19 protein-coding genes and 1 pseudogene are annotated in these 24202 nt (G+C 69.0%); all 20 read left to right on the forward strand.

The genetic code is table 11. The annotated features are described in order from the left end of the window. The first annotated feature begins 16 nt into the window (after nt 1-16). The gene (locus GT347_RS18175; protein WP_160553545.1) at nt 17-1219 is read left to right on the forward strand and encodes a class I SAM-dependent rRNA methyltransferase; all 1203 of its coding nucleotides are present in this window, start codon (nt 17-19) and stop codon (nt 1217-1219) included. Nucleotides 1220-1286: 67 nt separating this feature from the next. Continuing rightward, nucleotides 1287-2345 (forward strand): CobW family GTP-binding protein, encoded by a 1059-nt coding sequence (locus GT347_RS18180; RefSeq protein WP_160553546.1) that lies wholly within the window; start codon nt 1287-1289, stop codon nt 2343-2345. Nucleotides 2346-2547: 202 nt separating this feature from the next. Beyond that, entirely contained in the window at nt 2548-3030 is a 483-nt protein-coding gene (gene dksA, locus GT347_RS18185) for an RNA polymerase-binding protein DksA (RefSeq protein WP_160553547.1), read from the forward strand. 28 nt (nt 3031-3058) lie between these two features. After that, a complete protein-coding gene (locus tag GT347_RS18190) occupies nt 3059-4999 on the forward strand; it encodes an STAS domain-containing protein (protein WP_160553548.1) in 1941 nt (646 codons plus the stop codon). A 50-nt stretch (nt 5000-5049) separates the two neighbouring features. Further along, entirely contained in the window at nt 5050-5616 is a 567-nt protein-coding gene (hslV, locus tag GT347_RS18195) for an ATP-dependent protease subunit HslV (RefSeq protein ID WP_160553549.1), read from the forward strand. Between the two features lie 8 nt (nt 5617-5624). Beyond that, complete coding sequence (hslU, locus tag GT347_RS18200) at nt 5625-6980, forward strand: ATP-dependent protease ATPase subunit HslU (protein ID WP_160553550.1); 1356 nt, start codon at nt 5625-5627, stop codon at nt 6978-6980. A 330-nt stretch (nt 6981-7310) separates the two neighbouring features. Next, a complete protein-coding gene (gene mraZ / locus GT347_RS18205) occupies nt 7311-7739 on the forward strand; it encodes a division/cell wall cluster transcriptional repressor MraZ (RefSeq protein ID WP_160553551.1) in 429 nt (142 codons plus the stop codon). A 4-nt stretch (nt 7740-7743) separates the two neighbouring features. Next, nucleotides 7744-8661, forward strand: coding sequence for a 16S rRNA (cytosine(1402)-N(4))-methyltransferase RsmH (gene rsmH, locus GT347_RS18210; protein ID WP_160553552.1), 918 nt, complete (start codon nt 7744-7746; stop codon nt 8659-8661). After that, nucleotides 8658-8939: a cell division protein FtsL gene (ftsL, locus tag GT347_RS18215; RefSeq protein WP_160553553.1), complete on the forward strand. Its 282-nt coding sequence runs from the start codon at nt 8658-8660 to the stop codon at nt 8937-8939. The genes rsmH and ftsL overlap by 4 nt, the downstream gene beginning before the upstream one ends. Beyond that, nucleotides 8936-10690, forward strand: coding sequence for a peptidoglycan D,D-transpeptidase FtsI family protein (locus GT347_RS18220; RefSeq protein WP_160553554.1), 1755 nt, complete (start codon nt 8936-8938; stop codon nt 10688-10690). The genes ftsL and GT347_RS18220 overlap by 4 nt, the downstream gene beginning before the upstream one ends. Then, complete coding sequence (locus GT347_RS18225; RefSeq protein WP_160553555.1) at nt 10690-12201, forward strand: UDP-N-acetylmuramoyl-L-alanyl-D-glutamate--2,6-diaminopimelate ligase; 1512 nt, start codon at nt 10690-10692, stop codon at nt 12199-12201. The genes GT347_RS18220 and GT347_RS18225 overlap by 1 nt, the downstream gene beginning before the upstream one ends. Before the next feature lie 30 nt (nt 12202-12231). Beyond that, on the forward strand, nt 12232-13620 hold the full coding sequence (locus GT347_RS18230; protein ID WP_160555424.1) for a UDP-N-acetylmuramoyl-tripeptide--D-alanyl-D-alanine ligase: 1389 nt from the start codon (nt 12232-12234) through the stop codon (nt 13618-13620). Continuing rightward, complete coding sequence (gene mraY, locus GT347_RS18235) at nt 13614-14792, forward strand: phospho-N-acetylmuramoyl-pentapeptide-transferase (protein WP_160553556.1); 1179 nt, start codon at nt 13614-13616, stop codon at nt 14790-14792. Before GT347_RS18230 ends, mraY begins: the two co-directional genes overlap by 7 nt. 1 nt (nt 14793) lies before the next feature. After that, a complete protein-coding gene (murD, locus tag GT347_RS18240) occupies nt 14794-16476 on the forward strand; it encodes a UDP-N-acetylmuramoyl-L-alanine--D-glutamate ligase (protein WP_160553557.1) in 1683 nt (560 codons plus the stop codon). After that, nucleotides 16473-17753 carry a putative lipid II flippase FtsW gene (ftsW, locus tag GT347_RS18245; protein WP_160553558.1) on the forward strand — a complete coding sequence of 427 codons (1281 nt, stop codon included), beginning with the start codon at nt 16473-16475 and terminating at the stop codon, nt 17751-17753. Before murD ends, ftsW begins: the two co-directional genes overlap by 4 nt. Further along, nucleotides 17753-18813: pseudogene (murG, locus tag GT347_RS18250) on the forward strand (undecaprenyldiphospho-muramoylpentapeptide beta-N-acetylglucosaminyltransferase). The gene ftsW and the pseudogene murG overlap by 1 nt, the downstream one beginning before the upstream one ends. Nucleotides 18814-19530: 717 nt before the next feature. Next, nucleotides 19531-20958: a UDP-N-acetylmuramate--L-alanine ligase gene (gene murC, locus GT347_RS18255; RefSeq protein WP_160553559.1), complete on the forward strand. Its 1428-nt coding sequence runs from the start codon at nt 19531-19533 to the stop codon at nt 20956-20958. After that, complete coding sequence (locus GT347_RS18260) at nt 20955-21986, forward strand: D-alanine--D-alanine ligase (protein WP_160553560.1); 1032 nt, start codon at nt 20955-20957, stop codon at nt 21984-21986. Before murC ends, GT347_RS18260 begins: the two co-directional genes overlap by 4 nt. Then, nucleotides 21983-22801, forward strand: coding sequence for a cell division protein FtsQ/DivIB (locus GT347_RS18265; RefSeq protein WP_160553561.1), 819 nt, complete (start codon nt 21983-21985; stop codon nt 22799-22801). Before GT347_RS18260 ends, GT347_RS18265 begins: the two co-directional genes overlap by 4 nt. Before the next feature lie 37 nt (nt 22802-22838). Next, nucleotides 22839-24068 carry a cell division protein FtsA gene (gene ftsA / locus GT347_RS18270; protein ID WP_160553562.1) on the forward strand — a complete coding sequence of 410 codons (1230 nt, stop codon included), beginning with the start codon at nt 22839-22841 and terminating at the stop codon, nt 24066-24068. Nucleotides 24069-24202: the final 134 nt, after the last annotated feature.

Below are 24202 nucleotides of genomic sequence, written 5' to 3' on the forward strand. Positions count from 1 at the left end.
ACCGCCCGTTCTTCCCATGAAAACCTTGAAACTCCGCGACGGCAAGGAACGCTCCCTGCTGCGCCAACACCCCTGGATCTTCGAATCGGCCATCGCCCGCGGCGGCGCCGACAGCGGCGAGACGGTGCGGGTGGAAGCCCACGACGGCCGCTTCCTGGCCTGGGCCGCCTTCAGCCCCAGCTCGCGCATCCGCGCCCGCTGCTGGAGCTTCGTGGAGGCCGACCGCATCGACGCCGCCTTCTTCGCCGCCCGGGTGCAGGCCGCCGTCGCCATGCGCGGCCGGCTCGACATCCCCAGCGACGGCCTGCGCCTGGTGCACGGCGAATCCGACGGCCTGCCCGGCCTGGTGGTGGACCGCTACGGCGACACGCTGGTCGCCCAGTTCGGCAGCGCCGGCGCCGAGCGCTGGAAGCAGCCACTCGCCGACGCCCTGCTGGCCGCCACCGGCCTCACCCGCCTCTACGAACGCTCCGACGCCAGCGCCCGCGGCCTCGAAGGCCTGCCCGAGGTCACCGGCTGGCTGCGCGGCGAGGGCCCCACGGCGCTGGTGCTGCAGGAGCACGGCTGGCGCCTGGGCCTGGACATCGCCACCGGCCACAAGACCGGCTACTACCTCGACCAGCGCGACAGCCGCAAGGCCTTCGCCGACACGGTGCAGCGCCTGGGGGCGTGCCGGGTGCTCAACTGCTACAGCTACACCGGCGGCTTCACCGTCGCGGCCCTGGTCGGCCAGCGCGGCGCGGGCGTGACGGACGGGCAGGTGACCACCATCGACTCCTCCGGCCCGGCCCTGCAGCAGGCGCGCGAGAACCTGCGCCTGAACGGCTTCGACGACGGCGCCCATGAATTCCTGGACGCCGACGTGAACGCCAGCCTGCGCCGCTTCGGCCAGGAAGGCCGCGTCTTCGACGCCATCGTGCTCGATCCGCCCAAGTTCGCGCCCACCTCGGCCCATGCCGAACGCGCCGCGCGCGCCTACAAGGACATCAACCGCCTGGCGCTCAAACTGCTGGCCCCGGGCGGCGTGCTGTTCACCTACTCCTGCTCGGGCGGCGTGCCGCCGGAGCTGTTCCACAAGATCGTGGCCTCGGCCGGCAACGACGCGGGCATCGACGGCTACGTCGTCCAGCGCATGGCCGGCGCCGCCGACCATCCCATGACCCTGACCTTCCCGGAGGGCGAATACCTCAAGGGCCTGGCGGTCATGCGACGGGCCTGAACGCAGGGGCTTGACGGCCTCGCTAAACTGCTTCGTTGCCCTCGACCCGCCCCAGGATTTCCTCCCCATGAGCCTCATCCCCGCCACCATCCTCACCGGCTTCCTCGGCTCGGGCAAGACCACCTTGCTCAAGCGCCTGCTGTCCGAAAACCACGGCATGAAGATCGCCGTGATCGAAAACGAGTTCGGCGAGGAGAACATCGACAACGACATCCTGGTCACCGAGAGCACCGAGCAGATCGTGCAGATGAGCAACGGCTGCGTCTGCTGCACCATCCGCGAGGACCTGCGCGAGGCCCTGCAGCTGCTGGCCGCCAAGAAGCGCAAGGGCCTGCTCGACTTCGACCGCGTGGTCATCGAGACCACCGGCCTGGCCGACCCCGGCCCGGTGGCCCAGACCTTCTTCATGGACGAGGAGATCGCCGAGAGCTACCTGCTCGACTCCATCCTGACCCTGGTCGATGCCAAGCACGCGCCCCAGCAGTTGAACGACCGCCAGGAAGCGCGCCGCCAGGTGGGCTTCGCCGACCAGCTCTTCGTCAGCAAGACCGACCTGGTCAGCGCCGAGGAGACCGAGGCGCTGATCCATCGCCTCAAGCACATGAACCCGCGCGCTCCCATCCAGGCGGTGAATTTCGGCAACGTGCCGCTTTCCAACGTGCTCGACCTGCGCGGCTTCAATCTGAACGCCACACTCGACATCGACCCGGACTTCCTCAAGGAAGACGGCGACGACCACGATCACGACCACCATGACCACGCCCACGGCGAGCATTGCGACCATCCCTCGCATGCCCACGAAGGCCATGGCCACCACCACCATCACGACGACGACGTGAAGAGCTTCGCCTTCAAGTCCGAGCGGCCTTTCGACCCGGCCAAGCTCGAGGACTTCCTGGGCGCCATCGTCAACATCTACGGCCCGCGCATGCTGCGTTACAAGGGCGTGCTCAACATGCAGGGCACCGACCGCAAGGTGATCTTCCAGGGCGTGCACCAGCTGATGGGCAGCGACCTGGGCCCGGCCTGGGGCGCGGAAGAGACACGCAACAGCAAGATGGTCTTCATCGGCATCGAGCTGCCGCGCGACATCTTTCAGCAGGGATTGGAGCAATGCCTCGTCTGAGGTCAGCATTCGCAGCGGTTTCGGCCTATACAATCGCGCGCCGGTGAAATCGCCGGTGCCACCCGACGGACGGCTGCGGCAGGTGCCGTCCTACCAGGTGACGGCGGCCTCCCGGCTTCCCGTCGGGGTGATCCACCCGTAACATCGCCGGCATCGCCTCAGGGCGGTTCCTTCCGTCTCCCCGTTCAGCACATTCACGACCATGCCTTCCACCGTTCCCGCCCCCGTGAAGAAAGACCCCAAGCTTGCCCAGAACTGGAAGACCAAGTCGGCCGATACCCTGACCGACGCCGAAGTCCTCTCCATGCCCGACAGCGAGTACATGAACGAGAAGCAGCTGGCCTTCTTCCGCCACAAGCTCTCGGCACTCAAGCAGGACATGCTGGCCAACGCCGGTGAAACCACCGAGCACCTGCGCGAAGACACCGTGGTGGTGCCCGATCCCGCCGACCGCGCCACCATCGAGGAAGAACACGCCCTCGAACTGCGCACCCGCGACCGCGAACGCAAGCTGCTCAAGAAGATCGAGCAGTCCATCGTGCGCATCGACGCCGGCGACTACGGCTACTGCGACGAGACCGGCGAGCCGATCGGCGTCGGCCGCCTGCTGGCCCGGCCCACCGCCACGCTGTCGCTGGAAGCCCAGCAACGCCGCGAACTCAAACAGAAGATGTTCGGGGACTGATCCCCCACCGCCGAGCCCGTTTCACCCCATGCGCAAGGACGGCCCGGCCGGATTCTTCAGCAAGGTGGTTCGTCTGGTGCTGCCCGGCAGCACGGCGCGCAGCAACCTTGGCACGGCGCCGTCCGCGATCGAGGCGGAGTCCGAAACCGACAGCGACACCACCAAGGGCCGGCAGTTGCTGCGCGAGCTGATGGAGCGGCGCCGGCGCCACGACCTGGTGCGCCAGCGCGAATTCGACCAGCTGCGCCGCATGCGCCGCCTGGCCGCCTCCAGCCAGCCCGGGGCCGAAGGCGCCCAACAGGAAAACGAGTCCCAGGCCACCGGCTTCCTGGACACCGCGCCGGACCACAATTCCGAAGAACGAGCCGTCACCCTGCGCAAGATCAACGAGATCGAGGAGCAGATGTCGCGGCAGTGGTGGAAGACCCGGCCTTCGGAGCCCGCCGAGGCGCTGGCGCCCGTGGCCGCAGCCGGGCCCGCGCCAGCCGCCGCCGGCGCGGCGCCGCGCCCGCCTGACTCGCAGGCCTCGCGCCACCAGCCGCTGACAGCCGGCGCCGCCTTCAGCTTCGGCTCGCGCTTCACGCCGCCGCCCACCAATTTCGCCGCCACCACGCCTTACGAAGGCGGCAATGCGGCGGGCAGCCCGAAGGCGCCATCGCCCCCAGCCATCGCGGTGGCCGCCTTGCCGGCCGCGCCAGCACCGGTCCCGGTGCCGGCGCCGCTGCCGGCCGTCGTGGCGCAGGTGATGGTTCCCGACCTCGAACTGCCCGACCTGGAACTGCCGGACGCCGAACTGCCGGCCATCGCCCTGGCCGACCTCGCGCCCGGCGACGGCCCGATCGCGCAACTCGTCGCCACCGGCCCCGGCCCCTTGCCCGGCCCCCAGCCGGCCTTGCCGGGTTTCGTGCACGACCCCGCGATCGAAGAGGCGGCCATCGAATTCGCCAACGGCCATGCGGCGGCCGCGGAAACCAGCCTGCGTGGCCTGCTCGATGAAGCCGCCGAGGCGGGCCTGGACGAAGCCGTCCAGCGCGAGCGCTGGTTCGCCCTGTTCGACCTCTACCGTGCCACCGGCCGCCGCGAGCCTTTCGAGGCCGCGGCCATCGGCTATGCGGAGCGTTTCGGCCAGTCGCCGCCGCCCTGGTTCTCCCTGGCGGCCGAGGCCGTGCCGCTGCCGGACGGCGCCGGCGACTTCTACTGGCGCAGCCCGGCGCTGGTCGGTGCGCATTCGGTGGTGCGCCTGCGCAGCGGTGCCGCGGCGGCGCCCGGCGCCTGGTGGCTGGACTGGTCGGCCGTGGAGGGCTTCGAATACGACGCGGTGGCCCTGCTGCTGGAAACCTTCAGCGCCTGGAGCCGTTCCCCGGCGCAGATCTACTTCGAAGGTGTCGGCCGGCTGCTGGCCACGCTGGAGGCCCGCACCCTCACCGGCGCGGCCGATGCCGAGGCCGACTGGTGGAAGCTGCGCATGGAGACCCTGCGCCTGATGGGCCGCATGGACGACTACGAGGAAGCCGCCCTCGACTACTGCATCACCTACGAAGTCTCGCCGCCCTCCTGGCAGGAGCCGAGCTGCGAATTCCACACACTCAAGATCGGCCGGCCGGCCCTGCCCGGCGATGCACCCATGCCGGTCGGCTGGGAAAGCGTGCCGCAGGCGCCGGTGGCCGAATCCGCCATGCTGGCCGGCGAGATCGGCGCCGATATCGACACGGAGCTCGCCCGCCTCGACGCCGTCTTCGCGCTGCAGGCGCAGTCGGCCATGCCCGGGCGCGACGAGCTGCTGGCGATCGACTGCAGCCGCCTGATCCGCATGGATTTCATCGCCGTCGGCTCGGTGCTCGGCTGGGCCGCCAGCCACCACGGCGCGGGCATGGCGGTGGAGTTCCGCAACCTGCACCGACTGGTCGGCGCCTTCTTCAATCTGACCGGCATCAACGAATACGCCCGGGTGTACCTGCGGCCGGACTGAAAACCCGGTCCCATTGAAAAGCGCGGCGTTTGCCCTCAAGTGACGCGCTTATGAGCCAATCGAACGAAAGCGCCGTCTACCACGGCACCACCATCCTCAGCGTGCGCCGTGAAACGCCCAACGGCTGGCAGGTCGCCATCGGCGGCGACGGCCAGGTGACGTTGGGCAACATCGTCGTCAAGGGCACCGCCCGCAAGGTGCGCAAGCTGCACCACGACCGGGTGCTGGCCGGCTTCGCGGGCGCCACGGCCGATGCCTTCACCCTCTTCGAGCGTTTCGAGGCCAAGCTCGAAAAACACCAGGGCCAGCTGGCCCGCGCCGCCATCGAACTCACCAAGGACTGGCGCACCGACCGGGTGCTGCGCCGCCTCGAAGCCATGCTGGCCGTGGCCGACCGCACCACCTCGCTGATCATCACCGGCAACGGCGACGTGCTGGAGCCCGAGCAGGGCATCGTCTCCATCGGCTCGGGCGGCGCCTATGCGCATTCGGCGGCCAAGGCGCTGATCGACAACACCGACCTGCCGGCCGACGTGGTGGTGAAGAAGTCGCTGGAGATCGCGGGCAGCCTGTGCATCTACACCAACATGAACCACACGATCGAAACCCTGGATTAAGCGCGCCCATGTCCTTCTCGATGACCCCCAAGGAGATCGTCTCCGAACTCGACCGCCACATCGTCGGCCAGCAGCAGGCCAAACGCGCCGTCGCCATCGCCCTGCGCAACCGCTGGCGCCGCCAGCAGGTGGACGACAAGCTGCGCCACGAGATCACGCCCAAGAACATCCTGATGATCGGCCCGACCGGCGTCGGCAAGACCGAGATCGCCCGCCGCCTGGCCCGCCTGGCCGATGCGCCCTTCCTGAAGGTGGAGGCCACCAAGTTCACCGAGGTGGGCTATGTGGGCAAGGACGTGGACACCATCGTGCGCGACCTGGTCGAAGTGGCCGTCAAGCAGACCCGCGAGGCCGAGGTCAAGCTGCACCGGGTGCGCGCCGCCGATGCCGCCGAGGACCGCATCCTCGACATCCTGCTGCCGCCCGCGCGGCCCACCGGTGCGGCGGCGGAGGAGGGTGCCATCGCCGCGCCCGCGCCCGACAGCGTGGCCCGCCAGTCCTTCCGCAAGAAGCTGCGCGAGGGCCAGCTCGACGAGAAAGAGATCGAACTCGACCTCGCCGAGCCGCCGCCCGCCATCGACGTGATGGGCGCCCCCGGCATGGAAGGCATGGCCGACCAGCTGCGCGGCATGTTCGGCCAGATGGGCGGCCGCCGCAAGGCGCGCAAGCTGCGCATCGCCGAAGCCCTGCGCCTGCTCACCGACGAGGAGGCCGGCAAGCTGGTCAACGAGGAGGAGATCCGCGCCCGCGCCATCCACAACGCCGAGCAAAACGGCATCGTCTTCATCGACGAGATCGACAAGGTCGCCTCGCGCGGCGGCGAAGGCGGCGGCAGCACCGCGGAAATCTCCCGCCAGGGCGTGCAGCGCGACCTGCTGCCGCTGGTCGAAGGCAGCTCGGTCAGCACCAAGTACGGCATGGTCAGGACCGACCACATGCTGTTCATCGCCTCCGGCGCCTTCCACCTGGCCAAGCCCAGCGACCTGATTCCGGAACTGCAGGGGCGTTTCCCGATCCGGGTGGAGCTGCAGTCGCTCACCGCCCAGGACTTCGAGGCCATCCTGGTGCAGACCCATGCCTCCCTGGTCCGCCAGTACCAGGCGCTCTTGGCCACCGAGGGCGTGACCATCGAGTTCACGCCCGAGGGCATCACCCGCCTGGCCGCCATCGCCTTCGAGGTGAACGAACGCACCGAGGACATCGGCGCGCGCCGCCTGGCCACGGTGATGGAGCGCCTGCTCGACGAGGCCAGCTTCGATGCCGAGCAGCTCTCCGGCCAGACCCTGCTGGTGGATGCCGCCTATGTCGACCACCGTCTGGGCGAGCTGAGCCGCAACGAGGATCTCTCGCGCTTCATTCTCTAAGCACCGACAGGCTGCTTTTTCACCGCGTGCCGGCGCCGGACTGTTGTCCGCCGCCGGCACTGTTACATGTGAGTCGCCGTCTCAAGGTTCACTTTGACATGGGGATGTAAGTACTTCATTTAGAAGGTTTTTCCGCTCGTTGCACTTCGATGATCGTGTTCTAAGTCCTTGATTTCATTGTGAAAGTAGGCCCCGAGGCATGTCGGCGGTGCCTGGATTCCTGCTACAGTGCAAAAAAGTGCAATTAAGTGGTGAAAAGTGGCCCGGCCAGGCTGCCCACTCGCACTGCAGGGCCCGCCGCCCTGCTCATCTCCCGGAGGGTTGACTGTCGTGTTCCAAGGGGCCTCGTCGCTGAGTCTCGATGCCAAGGGGCGTTTGTCCGTCCCGACGCGTCACCGCGACGTCCTGGGCGCGACGGCCGCGGGCCAGCTCACCATCACCAAGCATCCGCACGGCTGCCTGATGGTGTTCCCGCGCCCCGAATGGGAGAAATTCCGCGAGCGTATCGCCCAGCTGCCGATGTCGGCCCAATGGTGGAAACGCATCTTCCTGGGCAACGCCATGGACGTGGAGATGGACGGCACCGGCCGCGTGCTGGTCTCGCCCGAGCTGCGCACGGCGGCCGGCATCAGCAAGGACTGCGTGCTGCTGGGCATGGGCAACCACTTCGAACTCTGGGACAAGGCCAGCTACGAAGCCCAGGAAGCCGAAGCCATGAAGGGCGAGATGCCCGACGCCTTCCAGGATTTCTCCTTCTAAAGCCATGAGCAGTACCGCAGTCCACACGACGGTCATGCTGCACGAGGCGGTCGATGCCCTAGTGCACGACCCCGATGGCACCTATATCGACGCCACCTTCGGCCGGGGCGGCCACAGCCGCCTGATCCTGTCGCGGCTGTCGCCCGCCGGCCGGCTGATCGCCTTCGACAAGGATCCGGAGGCGATCGCGGCGGCGGCGGAGATCGCCGACAGCCGCTTCTCGATCCGGCACGAGGGCTTCGCCCAACTGGGGGATCTGCCGCCGGCCAGTGCCGCCGGGGTCCTGATGGACCTCGGCGTCAGCTCCCCCCAGATCGACAGCCCCGTACGGGGTTTTTCTTTTCGTTTCGACGGGCCTCTCGACATGCGCATGGATCCCACGCGCGGCGAGAGCGTGGCCGAGTGGCTCGCTGCGGCCGAAGTGCAGCAGATCGCGGAGGTGATACGTGACTACGGAGAAGAACGGTTTGCTGGCCCCATTGCGAAGGCGATTGTTGCTCGCCGACAGGAAGGGCGCCCTGTTTCAACCACCACCGAGCTGGCCGAACTCGTGGCTGGCGCGGTCAAAACCCGCGAGCAGGGCCAGAACCCTGCAACGCGCACATTTCAGGCTCTTCGGATTTTCATCAACGCCGAGCTTGAAGAGCTGCAGCAGGTACTGAGCGCCAGCCTGGGCGTGCTGCAGACCGGCGGGCGCATCTCGGCGATCAGCTTCCATTCGCTGGAAGACCGCATCGTCAAGACCTTCATCGCCCAGCAGTCCAAGGAGGTCTACGACCGCCGCGCGCCCTTCGCGCCGCCGCAGCCGATGCGGCTGAAGGCGCTGGGCCGCTTCAAGCCGAGCGCGGCCGAGGTGTCGGCCAATCCGCGTTCGCGCAGTGCCGTGCTGCGGGTGGCCGAACGCACCGAGGTGCCGGCATGACGCGGCTGTCGGTCGTGCTGCTCCTGGCCGTGCTGGCCAGTGCCCTGTACCTGGTGCATGTGCAGTACGAGTCGCGCCAGCTCTTCACCGAGATGGAGCGGGCGCGCGCCGAGTCGCACCGCCTCGAAGTCGAGAGCGACCGGCTGGAAGTGGAAAAACGCGCCCAGGCCACGCCGCTGCGGGTGGAAAAACTCGCGCGCGACAAGCTGCAGATGCGCAACACCACGCCGGCGATCACGCTGTACCTGGCCGATCCGGGCCCGGGAGCCGCCAAATGAGCCGCGGCAGCCGCAGCGTCCAGTACGCCTCCAGCCCCTTGCTGGCCAGCAAGACGCCGGTCTGGCGCAGCAAGTTCATCGTCGCCTGCATCGCGCTGGGCTTCGTGGGCCTGGCCGCACGCTCGCTGTACGTGCAGGTGATCAACAACTCCTTCTTCCAGCGCCAGGGCGAGGTGCGTTTCGCCCGCACCCTGGAGCTGCCGGCCAACCGCGGCCGCATCCTGGACCGCAACGGCCTGCTGCTGGCCTCCAGCGTGATCGCCCCCAGCATCTGGGCGATCCCCGAGGACGTCGAGAAGGACGACCCCGAGGTCGCCGCCAAGTTGAAGACCCTGGCCAAGCTGCTGGGCATGCCGCTGCCCGCGCTCAACAAGAAGCTGGCCGACGAGGACAAGACCTTCGTCTGGATCCAGCGCCAGGTGGACGAGCCCGTCGCCAAGCAGATCGCCGCACTCGACATCAAGGGCATCTACCAGCGCCGCGAATACAAGCGCCAGTACCCCGAGGGCGAGGCGGCGGCGCACATCGTCGGCTTCACCAATGTCGAGGACAAGGGCCAGGAAGGCATCGAACTCGCCTTCAACCAGGACCTGGGCGGCAAGCCGGGCTCGCGCCGCGTCATCAAGGACCGCCTGGGCCGCGCGGTGGAGAGCGTGGGCGACGCGGTGCCGCCGCTCGACGGCAAGGACATCCAGCTCTCCATCGACTCCAAGGTGCAGTTCTTCGCCTACCAGAAGCTGCGCGACGCGGTCATCGCCAACAAGGCCAAGGCCGGCAGCGTGGTGGTGCTGGACTCGGTCACCGGCGAGATCCTGGCCCTGGCCAACTATCCCAGCTACGACCCGGGCAACCGCCAGCACCTGTCGGGCGAGCAGCTGCGCAACCGCGCGCTCACCGACACCTTCGAGCCCGGCTCGACCATGAAGCCGATCACCATCGCCACCGCGCTGGAGCTGGGCCGGGTCACGCCGCAGACCATCATCGATACTTCGCCCGGCCGCATCACCATCACCGGCTCGACCATCACCGACACCCACAACTACGGCGTGCAGACGGTCGAGGGCGTGATCCAGAAGTCCAGCAACGTGGGCGCCACCAAGATCTCGCAGCGCATGAGCGCGCACGAGATGTGGGACAGCTTCAGCGCCGTCGGTTTCGGCCAGAAGCCGCAGCTGACCTTCCCCGGCGCCGTCACCGGCCGGCTGCGGCCCTGGAAGACCTGGCGGCCGGTGGAGCAGGCCACCATGTCCTATGGCTACGGCCTCTCCGCCTCGCTGTTCCAGATGGCGCATGCCTACACCGTCTTCGCGCACGACGGCCACCTGATCCCGGCCACCATCTTGAAGAGCGACCAGCCGGCCGTGGGCACTCCCGTCTTCTCGCCCAAGAACGCCGCCGCCGTGCGCCGCATGCTGCAGATGGCCGCCGGCCCGGGCGGCACCGGCCCGCGTGCGCAGACCATGGGCTATTCGGTGGGCGGCAAGTCCGGCACCGCGCACAAGCAGGAAGGCCGCGGTTATGCGGCGCACAAGTACAGGGCCTGGTTCAACGGCATCGCGCCGATCGACAACCCGCGCATCATCGTCGCGGTGATGGTGGACGAGCCCACCGCCGGCACCTACTTCGGCGGCACCGTGGCCGCGCCAGTGTTCAGCGAAGTGGTGGCGCAGACCCTGCGCATCATGGGCGTGCAGCCCGACCTGAGCGTGCGGCCGCAGGTGGTGTCCAAGGAAGTGGAGGAGTCCTTCTGATGGTCGCCTCCGACATCTCGCTGCAGCAGCTGAACGGCGCCGCCGACGCGGTCGCCTGGCTGCGCGCGCGGGTCACCGGCACGCTGCGCATCGACAGCCGGGAAGTCCAGTCCGGCGACGGCTTCATCGCCTGGCCCGGCGCGGCGGTCGATGGCCGGGCCTTCGTGGCCGATGCCTTCGCACGCGGCGCGGCCGCCTGCCTGGTCGAGCGCGAGGGTGTCGAGGCCTTCGAATTCGCAAGCCGCGAAGTGGCCACCTGCGCTGGCCTCAAGGCCGCCACCGGCCGCATCGCTGGAGACTGGTTCGGCGCGCCCAGCGAAGGCCTGGACGTGCTGGCCGTCACCGGCACCAACGGCAAGACCAGTACCGCCTGGTGGCTGGCCCTGGCGCTGGCCCGCACCGGCCGCGGCTGCGGCCTGATCGGCACCCTGGGCACCGGCGTGCCGCCGCAGGTGGTCGCCAACGGCCTGACCACACCCGACCCGGTGCTGCTGCAGCGGGTGTTCCGCCAGTTCGACGACCAGGGCCTGGCCGCCTGCGCCATCGAGGCCTCCTCCATCGGCATCGCCGAACGGCGGCTCGATGGCAGCCGCATCCGCGTGGCCCTGTTCACCAATTTCACGCTGGACCACCTGGACTACCACGGCAGCATGGCCGCCTACTGGGCCGCCAAGGCCGAGCTGTTCGCCTGGCCGGGCCTGCAGGCGGCCGTGGTCAACATCGACGACGCCCATGGCGCCGCCCTGGCCGCGCAGCTGACGGTGGACCTGTGGACCTATTCGGCGGACGGCTCGGCCGACGCCCGCCTGCGCGCCGAGGACATCGGCCATGGCGAGACAGGTGGCCTGCGGTTCACGGTGGTCGAAGGCGAACAGCGCTGCCTGCTGCAGGCCGGCGCCATCGGCCGTTTCAATATCAGCAACCTGCTGGCGGTGGTCGGCGGCCAGCGTGCGCTGGGCGTGCCGCTCGATGAGGCCGTGGCCGCCTGCGCCGACCTGGCCCCGGTGCCCGGCCGCATGGAACGCATCGCCCGCGCCGGGCAGCCGCTGGTGGCCGTCGATTACGCCCACACACCCGACGCGCTGGAAAAAGCCCTGGCCGCCCTGCGCCCGCTGGCCGAATCGCGCGGCGGCGAACTGGTCTGCCTGTTCGGCTGCGGCGGCGGGCGCGACCAGGCCAAGCGCCCGGTGATGGCCTCCATCGCCGCCCACGGCGCCGACCGCATCTGGCTGACCAGCGACAACCCGCGCCACGAAGACCCCGCCGCCATCGTGGCGCAAGCCGCCGCCGGCCTGCCCGAAGGCGCACCCTATCGCATCGAGATCGACCGCGCCGCGGCGATCGCCCAGGCCATCGCCCAGGCCGGCCCGCAGGACGTGGTCCTGGTCGCCGGCAAGGGCCACGAAACCTATCAGGAAGTCGCCGGACGGCGCCTTCCCTTTTCCGACCGCGAGCAGGTCGAGACCGCGCTGGACCAGCGTGCCGCCTCCCTGCCGCCCTCGGCCCACTGATTCCCCGAGACCATGACCCTCGCTTCCCAAATGATGACCCTGCAGCAGGCCTTTGCCTGGACCGGCGGCATGCGCCTGGTCGGCAACGGCGAGCTGCCCATCAGCCGCATCCATACCGATACCCGCACCCTGCAGCCGGGCGACCTGTTCGTGGCCCTGCGCGGCGAACGCTACGACGCCAACGACTTCCTGGCCGATGCCCGCGCCAGCGGCGCCGTGGCCGCCATCGCCCACGGCGGCCTGCAGGCGGCCGGCCTGCAGGGCATCGAGGTGCCCGACACCCGCGCCGCGCTGGCCGCCCTGGCCACCGGCTGGCGCCACCAGTTCCGCCTGCCCATGGTCGCGGTGACCGGCAGCAACGGCAAGACCACCACCACCCAGATGGTGGCCAGCATCCTGCGCGCGGCCTATGGCGACGCCGCCTTCGCCACCCAGGGCAATTTCAACAACGACGTCGGCGTGCCGCTGACCCTGCTGCGCCTGCGCGCCACGCACCGCGCCGGAGTGGTCGAGCTGGGCATGAACCATCCCGGCGAGATCTCGGTGCTGGCGCATATCGCCCAGCCCACCGTCGCCCTGGTCAACAACGCCCAGCGCGAGCACCAGGAATTCATGCACACGGTGCAGGCCGTGGCGCACGAGAACGGCAGCGTCATCTCGGCCCTGCCGGCCGATGGCTGCGCGGTGTTCCCGGCCGGCGACGAATTCACGCCCCTGTGGCGCTCCCTGGCCGGTCAGCGCCGCTGCATGAGCTTTGCCCAGGCGCAGGCCGCTGGCGCCGACCTGTGGCTGCGCTCTGCCGAATGGCAGGGCGATGCCTGGGCGGCCGTGGCCGCCACGCCGGCGGGCGACATCGCCTTCCGCCTGGCCGTGGCCGGCCGCCACAACCTGCAGAACGCCTTGGCTGCCGCTGCCTGTGCACTGGCCGCCGGTGTGCCGGCAGAGGCCATCGCCGAAGGCCTGGCCGCCTTCCAGCCGGTCAAGGGCCGCTCGCGCGCGGCGCAGCTGTCCATCGCCGGCAAGGCCGTCACGCTGATCGACGACAGCTACAACGCCAATCCGGATTCGGTGCGCGCCGCCATCGAGGTGCTGGCCTCGCTGCCCGGCCCGCGCCTGCTGGTGCTGGGCGACATGGGGGAAGTGGGCGAACAGGGCCCGGCCTTCCACGCCGAAGCCGGCGCCTTCGCCGCCTCGCACGCCATCGAGCAGGTCTTCACGCTGGGCGCGCTCTGCGCCTCGGTGGGCGCCGGCTCGCGCCATTTCGAAAGCTATGCCGCCCTGGAAGCCGCGCTGCTCGCCGCGCTGCCGGGCACGGCGACCGTGCTGGTCAAGGGCTCGCGTTTCATGCAGATGGAGCGCGCCGTGCTGGCCATCGAAACCCTGGCCGCCCGCGGCACGCAGGAGGCATCGGCATGCTGATGAACCTGGCCGAATGGCTGCAGACCCTCTCGCCGGACCTGGGCCCGCTGCGGGTGTTCCAGTACCTCACCTTCCGCGCGGTGATGGCCGCCATGACCGCGCTGCTGATCGCACTGCTGTCCGGTCCCTTCGTGATCCGCCGCCTGACCGCCCTCAAGATCGGCCAGCCGGTGCGCGGCTACGGCATGCAGACGCACCTGGTCAAGAGCGGCACGCCCACCATGGGCGGGGTACTGATCCTGCTGTCGATCGCCGTCTCCACGCTGCTGTGGGCCGACATCTCCAACCGCTTCGTCTGGATCGTGCTGCTGGTCACCGGCGGCTTCGGCGCCATCGGCTGGGTGGACGACTGGCGCAAGGTGGTGCGCAAGGATCCCGAGGGCATGCGCTCGCGCGAGAAGTACCTGTGGCAGTCGCTGATCGGCCTGTTGGCCGCCCTCTACCTGGTGTTCAGCATCTCCGAATCCTCCAACTGGAAGGTGCTGCAGCTGGTCATGACCTGGGCCCGCTCCGGCTTCGACGTGGACCTGCCGCCCAAGGCCGGCCTGCTGGTGCCCTTCTTCAAGTCGGTGAGCTACCCGCTGGGCGTGATCGGTTTCATGATCCTGACCTACCTGGTCATCGTCGGCTCCAGCAACGCGGTCAACATGACCGACGGGCTGGACGGGCTGGCGATCATGCCGGTGGTGATGGTGGCCTCCTCGCTGGGCATCTTCGCCTTCATCACGGGCAATGTCTCGCTGTCGCGCTACCTGCTGTTCCCGCATATCGCGGGCTCGGGCGAGCTGCTGGTGTTCTGCGCCGCGATTTCCGGGGCGGGGCTGGCCTTCCTGTGGTTCAACGCACATCCGGCCCAGGTCTTCATGGGCGACGTGGGCGCGCTGGCGCTGGGCGCCGCGCTGGGCACGGTGGCCGTCATCGTGCGCCAGGAGATCGTGCTGGCCATCATGGGCGGCGTGTTCGTGGCCGAGGCCCTGTCGGTGATGCTGCAGGTCACCTGGTTCAAGTTCACCAAGAAGCGCTACGGCGCCGGCCGGCGCCTGTTCCTGATGGCGCCGCTGCACCACCATTTCGAAAAGGCCGGCTGGAAGGAAACGCAGGTCGTCGTGCGCTTCTGGATCGTGACCATGCTGCTGTGCCTGATCGGCCTGTCCACCCTGAAGCTGCGCTGACATGAAGCATCTTCAAGACCTCCCCGTACTGGTCCTGGGCCTGGGCGCCTCGGGCCTGGCCATGGCGCGCTGGTGCGCGCGCCACGGCGCGCGGGTGACGGTGGCCGATACCCGCGAAGCGCCGCCGCAGCTGCCCGCCCTGCAGGCCGAGCTGCCGGACGTGGCCTTCGTGCACGGCCCCTTCAGCGACACGCTGGTGCAGGGCGGCGCGGTGCGCGCCGTCTACCTCTCGCCCGGCCTGGCGCCGGAGCAGACCGCCGTGGTGGTCGACGCCGCACGCGCCATCGGCCTGCCGGTGGGCGGCGAACTGGACCTGTTCGCCATGGCGCTGGCCGACCTGCGTGGGCCGGACATCGAGGAAACGCCGCCGCTGCCGATCGACCTCTCCGCCCCGGACGAGGACGACAACGAGCCCGCCGCGGCTGCCCCCGCGCAAGAATCCGAGCCGCTGCCCGAAGACGCACCGGCCATCGAACCCGAAGCCCCCGCCGAGGAAGCCGCCGCCGTCCCCCGCTACCGCCCCGCCGTGCTGGCCATCACCGGCACCAACGGCAAGACCACCGTCACCTCGCTCACCGGCCAGCTGGTCGAACGCGCCGGCAAGACCGTGGCGGTGGCCGGCAACATCGGCCCCACGCTGCTCGACACCCTGGCCGAACGCATGGCCGCCGGCACGCTGCCCCAGGTCTGGGTGCTGGAACTCTCCAGCTTCCAGCTCGACGCCGTCCGCCAGTTCGAACCCACCGCCGCCACCGTGCTCAACATCAGCCAGGACCACCTGGACTGGCACGGCGGCATGGCGCAGTACACCGCGGCCAAGGCCCGTGTCTTCGGCGAACGCGGCCTGATGGTGCTCAACCGTGAAGACGAAGCCGTGATGGCCATGCTGCCGCCGCCGGTCAAGGTGCGGCTGCAGAAGCCCCAACACCGCGCCCACGTCACCTTCGGCGGCGACATGCCCAAACGCCCCGGCGACTACGGCATCGAGGTGCTCAACGGCATGACCTGGCTGGTGCGCGCCACCGAGGCCGACGAGACCCGCCGCAAGCGCGGCTCCGAAGCCGAGGAACTGCACATCCAGCGCCTGATGCCCGCCGATGCGCTGCGCATCCGTGGCCGGCACAACGCCGTCAACGCCCTGGCCGCGCTGGCCCTGGCGCAGGCGGCGGGCTGCTCGCTGGCGCCCATGCTCTACGGCCTGCGCGAATACCGTGGGGAGCCGCACCGGGTCGAATCCGTGGCGGTGATCGAGGGCGTCGAATACTTCGACGACAGCAAGGGCACCAATGTCGGCGCCACCGTGGCCGCGCTGAACGGCCTGGGCGCCGAGCGCCGCATCGTGGTGATCCTGGGCGGCGTCGGCAAGGACCAGGACTTCAGCCCCCTGGCCGCGCCGGTCGCCCGCCATGCCCGCGCCGTGGTGTTGATCGGCCGCGACGGCCCGCTGATCGGCGCCGCCCTGGCCGAAGCCGGCGTGGCGCTGCACCAGGCCGAGACCCTGCCCGAAGCCGTCGCCGCCGCCGGCCGCCTGGCCCATGCGGGCGATGCGGTGCTGCTGTCGCCGGCCTGCGCCAGCTTCGACATGTTCCGCGGCTACGACCACCGCGCGGAAGTCTTTTGCGAAGCGGTCGCCGAACTGGCCGAGAGCCAGCTGTCCGGCTCCACCGAAGGAGGCCTGGAATGAGCGCGACGCCCGAAGCCATCGGCCTGCGCGGCCGTGTCGGCGGCTGGTTCAGCGGCCTGTTCCGCGCCGCCGGCGATGCGCTGCCGGTGCGCATCGGCTCCTCCGAATACGCCCGCACCCAGACCGCTCCGGCACGCCTCATGGGCTTCGACCAAGCGCTGCTCTGGGTCACGGTGGCCCTGCTGGCCTGGGGCCTGGTGATGGTCTATTCGGCCTCCATCGCCATGCCGGACAACCCGCGTTTCGGCCGCCTGGGCTACAGCCAGACCTATTTCCTCTACCGCCATGTGATCGGCCTGGTGCTGGGTTTCGTCGCCGCGGTGCTGGCCTTCCAGGTGCCGATCCGCACCTGGGAGCGCTGTGCCCCGGCGCTTTTCATCTTCTCGCTGCTGCTGCTGCTGGCGGTGCTGATCCCGCATGTGGGCCGCAGCGTCAACGGCGCGCGGCGCTGGATCCCGCTGGGCGTGATGAACTTCCAGCCTTCGGAGCTGGCCAAGCTGTCGGTGGTGATCTATGCCGCCGACTACATGGTGCGCAAGATGGAAGTCAAGGAACGCTTCTTCCGCGCCGTGCTGCCCATGGGCGTGGCGGTGGCGGTGACCGGCGTGCTGCTGCTGGCCGAGCCCGACATGGGCGCCTTCATGGTGATCGCCATCATCGCCATGGGCATCCTGTTCCTGGGCGGCGTGAACGCCCGGATGTTCTTCCTGATCGCCGCCGTGCTGCTGTTCGCCTTCTCGATGATGGTGATGATGAGCGAGTGGCGGCGCGAGCGGATCTTCGCCTACCTCAACCCCTGGGACGAGAAGCTCACCCTGGGCAAGGGCTACCAGCTCTCGCATTCGCTGATCGCCATCGGCCGCGGCGAGATCTTCGGCGTGGGCCTGGGCGGCAGCGTGGAGAAGCTGCACTGGCTGCCCGAGGCGCATACCGACTTCCTGCTCGCCGTGATCGGCGAGGAATTCGGCATGGTCGGCGTGCTGGTGGCCATCGGCCTCTTCCTGTGGCTGACCCGCCGCATCATGCACATCGGCCGCCAGGCGATCGCGCTGGACCGGGTCTTCGCCGGGCTGGTGGCGCAGGGCATCGGCATCTGGGTGGGTTTCCAGTCCTTCATCAACATGGGCGTGAACCTGGGCGCGCTGCCGACCAAGGGGCTGACGCTGCCCTTCATGAGTTACGGCGGCTCGGCCATCCTGATGAACCTGGTGGCGGTGTCCATCGTGCTGCGCATCGACTACGAGAACCGCGTGCTGATGCGGGGAGGGCGCATCTGATGGGCAAGACCGCGCTGGTCATGGCCGGTGGCACGGGGGGGCATATCTTCCCCGGCATCGCCGTGGCCGAGGCCTTGCGTGCGCGCGGCTGGACGGTGCATTGGGTCGGTGCGCCGGCCAGCATGGAGGCGCGGCTGGTGCCGCCGCGTGGGTTTACCTTCGAGGCCATCGATTTCGGCGGTGTGCGGGGCAAGGGGTTCATGACCTTGCTGCTGCTGCCTTTGCGGCTGCTGCGGGCTTTTTGGCAGAGCCTGCAGATGGTGCGGCGGGTGAAGCCGGATGTGGCGATCAGCTTCGGGGGTACATCGCTTTTCCTGCCGGGTTGATGTCCGTGCTGTCGTGGAAGCCGCTGGTGCTGCATGAGCAGAACTCGGTGGCCGGGCTGGTCAATCGCGTGCTGGCTACTGTGGCGGATCGCAGCTTCACGGCGTTTCCCGGGGTTCTCAAGACCGGCGAGTGGGTTGGCAATCCCCTGCGGTCGGAGTTTCTGGCGGTGCCTGCGCCGGCTGAGCGGTTTGCGGGGCGCAGCGGGCCCTTGCGCCTGCTGGTCGTGGGCGGGAGCCTGGGGGCGAAGGCGCTCAATGAGATCGTGCCTGCTGCCCTTGCCCTGCTGCCTGCTTCGGAGCGGCCTGTGGTGACCCACCAGAGTGGCGAGAAGCAGATCGATGCGCTGCGGGCCAACTATGCGCGGGCCGGGGTGTCTGCTGAGTTGACGCCCTTCATCCAGGATACGGCGGTGGCGTTTGCGGATGCCGATCTGGTGATTGCGCGGGCTGGGGCCAGTACGGTGACCGAGATTGCTGCTGTTGGGGCGGCTGCCTTGTTTGTGCCGTTTCCGTTTGCCGTGGATGACCACCAGACTACGAACGCCGGGTTTCTGGTGGATGCCGGGGCTGCCTGGCTGGTGCAGCAGAAGGTTCTGACTGCCGAGTCGCTGGCTGCGATGTTGCGGTCTATGACTCGTACTGAGTTGTTGGCTCGGGCTGAGAAGGCCCGGGGTGTTGCCAAGCTGGATGCTGTGGGTGCTGTTGTGGCGGCTTGTGAGGAGGTTGCTCGATGAGCTCTTGCTTCTTGCTGGCGCTGGCTGCTCCTGCGGAGGGCGGGGGCCGGGATTTCGGCCCGGCGGCCGACTCACTTTCTTTTGCTTCGCCAAAAGAAAGTAAGCAAAGAAAAGGCGACCCGACACCCGAGGCCCTTCGGGCACCGCTGCGGTACTCGCAAAGGCGGGGTCCACGACAACTCGCTTCGCTCAAACAGGTCGTGGCCCTGATCCGCCTTTGCTCCGTTCCTCGCTCTCGGGCTCACGGTACCCGGGAGCGGGAGCGGGGACAGCGGCTGCTTCGCAGCGCAACTGGCCTTCGCTGCGCTCGGCCGCTGGCTGGTGAATACCTGCCCTTCGCCACGTTCTGTCTTTCAGCCAGGGCCGAGCGCAGCGAAGGCCCGTCGCCCTGCGAAGCAGTGGCTGTCCCCGTTCCCCGGGTCCCATCTGCGGGTGAGCGAGGAGCGGAGCAAAGGCGGATCAGGGCCACGACCTGTTTGAGCGAAGCGCAGCGTAGCGAGTTGTCGTGGACCCCGCCTTTGCGAGCACCGCAGCGTGCCCCCTCGAAGAGGGGGGACTCCCGCAGCTGGGTCGCCTTTCTTTGCTTACTTTCTTTGGCGAAGCAAAGAAAGTGAGCGCGGTCTGGGGCGCGCAGCCCCAGCTCCGCCCTCCGCAGGAGAACCGCCCCCAGCAAGAAGCCAAAGCCGCCAGCCAGCCAGCAAACAAAGCACAACAAAAATGAAGCACGCCATCCGACAAATCCATTTCGTAGGCCTGGGCGGCTCCGGCATGAGCGGCATAGCCGAGGTCCTCTTCAACCTCGGCTACCAGGTCTCAGGCTCAGACCTGTCAGACAGCCCCACCCTGAAGCGCCTGGCCACCCTGGGCATCAAGACCTACGTAGGCCACGCCGAAAGCAACATAGAAGGCGCCGACGCAGTAGTCACCTCGACAGCAGTCAAGCAAGACAACCCTGAAGTCGTGGCGGCAAGAGCCAAGCGCATCCCCGTGGTCCCCAGGGCCATGATGCTGGCCGAACTGATGCGCCTGAAGCAGGGCATCGCCATCGCCGGCACCCACGGCAAGACGACGACCACCAGCCTGGTCACCAGCGTGCTCGCAGCCGCAGGCCTGGACCCCACCTTCGTCATCGGCGGCCGCCTCAACAGCGCCGGCGCCAACGCCAAGCTCGGCAAGGGCGACCACATCGTCGTGGAGGCCGACGAATCGGACGCATCGTTCCTGAACCTGCTCCCCATCATGGCCGTGGTGACGAACATCGACGCCGACCACATGGAAACCTACGGCCACGACTTCAACCGCCTGAAGGCGGCCTTCGTGGACTTCCTGCACCGCATGCCCTTCTACGGCGTGGCCATCCTCTGCGTGGACGACGCCGCCATCCGCGAAATCATCCCGCAGGTCACCTGCCCGGTCACCAGCTACGGCTTCTCGGAAGACGCCCAGGTCCGCGCCGTGGACGTGCGCGCAGAAGGCGGCCGCATGCGCTTCACCGTGCAGCGCCGCAACGGCGTGACCCTGCCCGACCTGGACGTGACGCTCAACCTGGCCGGCCGCCACAACGTGCTCAACGCCCTGTCGGCCATCGCCGTCGGCGTGGAACTCGGCATCGCCGATGAAGCCGTGCTGCAGGCTTTGTCCGAATTCCGCGGTGTCGGTCGGCGCTTCCAGCGCTACGGCGAACTGCGTGCGGCCGACGGCGGCAGTTTCACCCTGATCGACGACTACGGCCATCACCCGGTCGAGATGGCCGCCACCCTGTCGGCCGCCCGAGGCGCCTTCCCCGGCCGCCGCATCGTCCTGGCCTTCCAGCCGCACCGCTACAGCCGCACCCGCGACTGCTTCGAGGACTTCGTCAAGGTCATCGGCGAACACGCCAACACCGCCCTGCTGGCCGAGGTCTATGCCGCCGGCGAGGCGCCCATCGTGGCGGCGGACGGCCGCGCCCTGGTGCGGGCCCTGCGGGTGGCCGGCAAGGTCGAGCCGGTGTTCGTCGACGAGATCGCCGACATGCCCGGGGCCATCGCCGCCCAGACCCGCGACGGCGATGTCGTGATCTGCATGGGCGCCGGCTCCATCGGCGGCGTGCCGGCCAAGGTGGCCGAACTGGTCGGCGTCGCTGCCACCACCGGAGTCGCCGCATGAGCGCCCAGGACATCGTCTCCCGCCTGCCGGCCCTGCCGCCGGTGGCAAGCTTCGGCAAGGTCGCCGTGCTGATGGGCGGCTCCTCGGCCGAGCGCGAGATCTCCTTTCTCTCCGGCAAGGGCGTGCTGGCCGCGCTGCAGAGCCGGGGCGTCGATGCCCATGCCTTCGACACCGGCCTGCGCCCCCTGTCCGACCTGCAGAAGGAAGGCTTCGACCGCTGCTTCATCGCGCTGCACGGCCGCTTCGGCGAGGACGGCACGGTGCAGGGCGCCCTCGAACTGATGGGCATCCCCTACACCGGCCCGGGCGTGATGGCATCGGCCATCGCCATGGACAAGGTGACCACCAAACGCGTCTGGCTGGCCGACGGCCTGCCCACCCCGCGTTATGTGCGCCTGGCGCCCGACCAGCAGAGCGCCGCGCAGATCGCCGCCGCCGCCGACACGCTGGGCCTGCCGCTGATCGTCAAGCCGCCGCGCGAGGGCTCCTCCATCGGCGTGACCAAGGTCACCGACCGTGCGCAGATGGCCGAGGCCGCCGCCCTGTCGCTGCGCTACGACCCCGACCTGCTCTGCGAGGAGTTCGTCACCGGCGAGGAGATCACCGTGCCCGTCCTCGGCAGCGGCGCCGATGCCATCGCCCTGCCGGTGATCCGCATCCGCGCGCCCGAAGGCGCCTACGACTACCAGAACAAGTACTTCACCGACGACGTGCAGTACCTCTGCCCCAGCGAGCTGCCAGAAGAAGAGGAACGCGAGATCCAGCGCATCGTGCTGGCCGCCTACCGCACCCTGGGCTGCCGCGGCTGGAGCCGGGCCGATCTGATGATCCGCGCCAGCGACCGCAAGCCCTTCCTGCTGGAGATGAACACCTCGCCCGGCATGACCTCGCATTCGCTGGTGCCCATGTCCGCGCGCGCCGCCGGCATCGACTATGCCGAGCTGTGCCTGCGCATCCTGGCCGCGGCCAGCCTGGACTACGCCGCCTCGCAGCGCCGCGTGGTCGAGCCCGAGGAGAAGGCCGCGTGACCGACGCAACGCCAGCACCCTTCGACGTACGGCTGATGAACGTGACCGCCGCGGTCCTGTTCGCCGGCTGCGCGGCGATGCTGCTGGCCGCCGCCGGCTGGTGGACGCTGCGCAACCCGGCCTTCGCGCTGGGCGCCATCGTCATCGAAGGCAAGCTCAGCCACAACAACCCGGTCACCCTGCGCGCCAACGTGGCCCACAAGCTCGAAGGCAGCTTCTTCACCGTGAACCTGCGCACCGCGCGCGAGGCCTTCGAGGCCGTGCCCTGGATCCGCCATGCCGACGTGCGCCGCGAGTTCCCGAACCGGCTGCTGGTCACGCTGGAGGAGCATGTGCCGGTCGCCTACTGGGGCCCGGAATCCGGCTCGGCCATGGTCAACAGCTTCGGCGAAGTGTTCGAAGCCAATGTGGCCGACGTCGAGAACGAGGACCTGCCCCGCCTGGCCGGGCCGCAGGGCCATGCGCCCGAGGTGCTGGAGATGCAGCATGTGCTGGAGCCGGTGTTCGCGCCGCTGGAGATGTCGGTCACCCAGCTGGAACTCTCCGGCCGCGGCAGCTGGCGCCTGACGCTGGACGACGGCCCGGTGGTGGAGCTGGGCGGCGGCAGCACGGCGGACCTGCTGGAGCGCACCCGGCGTTTCGCCCGCACGCTGACCCAGGTCGCCGCCAAGTACGGCCGCCGGGCCGACGCCCTGGCCTCGGCCGACCTGCGCCATGCCGACGGATACGCGATCCGGCTCAACGGCGTGACCACCATGACGGTGGAGCAGGCCGCGGCGATCGCACGCAAGAACATGGTCAAGGCGATCGACTGACCGCCATGCAGAAATACAAGGATCGAGGGAACAACTGATGGCTAAAGAGTACAAGGACCTGGTGGTCGGCCTGGACATCGGAACGGCCAAGGTCATGGCCGTGGTGGCCGAGGTGCAGGCCGACGGGCAGCTCAAGCTGGCCGGCCTGGGCGTGGCACCGTCCAACGGCCTGAAGCGCGGCGTGGTGGTCAACATCGACGCGACGGTGCAGAGCATCCAGCAGGCGCTCAAGGAGGCCGAGCTGATGGCCGACTGCAAGATCACCCGGGTCTACACCGGCATCACCGGCAGCCACATCCGCGGCCTGAATTCCAGCGGCATGGTGGCGGTCAAGGACAAGGAAGTCACCCCGGCCGACGTGGCGCGGGTGGTGGAGACGGCCAAGGCGATCAACATCTCCACCGACCAGCGCCTGCTGCTGGTCGAGCCGCAGGAATTCGTGATCGACGGCCAGGACGTGCGCGAACCCATCGGCATGAGCGGCATCCGCCTGGAAGCCAAGGTGCACATCGTGACCGGCGCCCAGAGCGCGGCCGAGAACATCATCAAGTGCGTGCGCCGTTGCGGCCTGGACGTGGAGCAGCTGATGCTCAACCCCCTGGCCAGCAGCCAGGCGGTGCTGACCGACGACGAACGCGAACTCGGCGTGGCCGTGGTCGACATCGGCGCCGGCACCACCGACGTGGCCATCTTCACCAACGGCGCGATCCGCCACACCGCGGTGATCCCGATCGCCGGCGACCTGATCACCAGCGACATCGCCATGGCGCTGCGCACGCCCACCAAGGACGCCGAAGACATCAAGGTCGAGGCCGGTGTGGCCAAGCAGCTGCTGGCCGACCCCGAAGCCCAGGTGGAAGTGCCGGGCCTGGGCGACCGCGGCCCGCGCATGCTGAGCAAGCAGGCCCTGGCCGGCGTGATCGAGCCGCGCATCGAGGAGATCTTCTCCCTGGTGCAGCAGGTGATCCGCGAATCGGGCTACGAGGAAATGCTCTCGTCGGGCATCGTGCTGACCGGCGGCAGCGCCGTCATGCCGGGCATGGTCGAGCTGGCCGAAGACATCTTCCTGAAGCCCGTGCGCCGCGGCGTGCCCAAGTACCGCAGCGCCCTGGCCGACATGGTCAGCCAGCCGCGCGCCGCCACCGTGATGGGCCTGATGGAAGAGGCCCGCCTGGCCCGCATGCGCGGCTTCAAGGTGGCGCAGAAACACGGCTCCGTGAAGACGGCCTTCGGCCGCTTCAAGGACTTCATCGTCGGGAACTTCTGACCATGCAGTCCCATTACCCCCTCTGGCTCGCGCGGGGCAGTCCGCCGGGCCGACGACGATGGCGATGTCGCCGTACCGGCCCGCCCGGCCATCGTCCGCAGCAGATTTTTTGTCGCACCTTCTTGTCCCAGTTT

The organism is Xylophilus rhododendri (genome assembly GCF_009906855.1).
In the GTDB taxonomy this organism is placed as follows: Bacteria; Pseudomonadota; Gammaproteobacteria; order Burkholderiales; family Burkholderiaceae_C; genus Xylophilus; species Xylophilus rhododendri.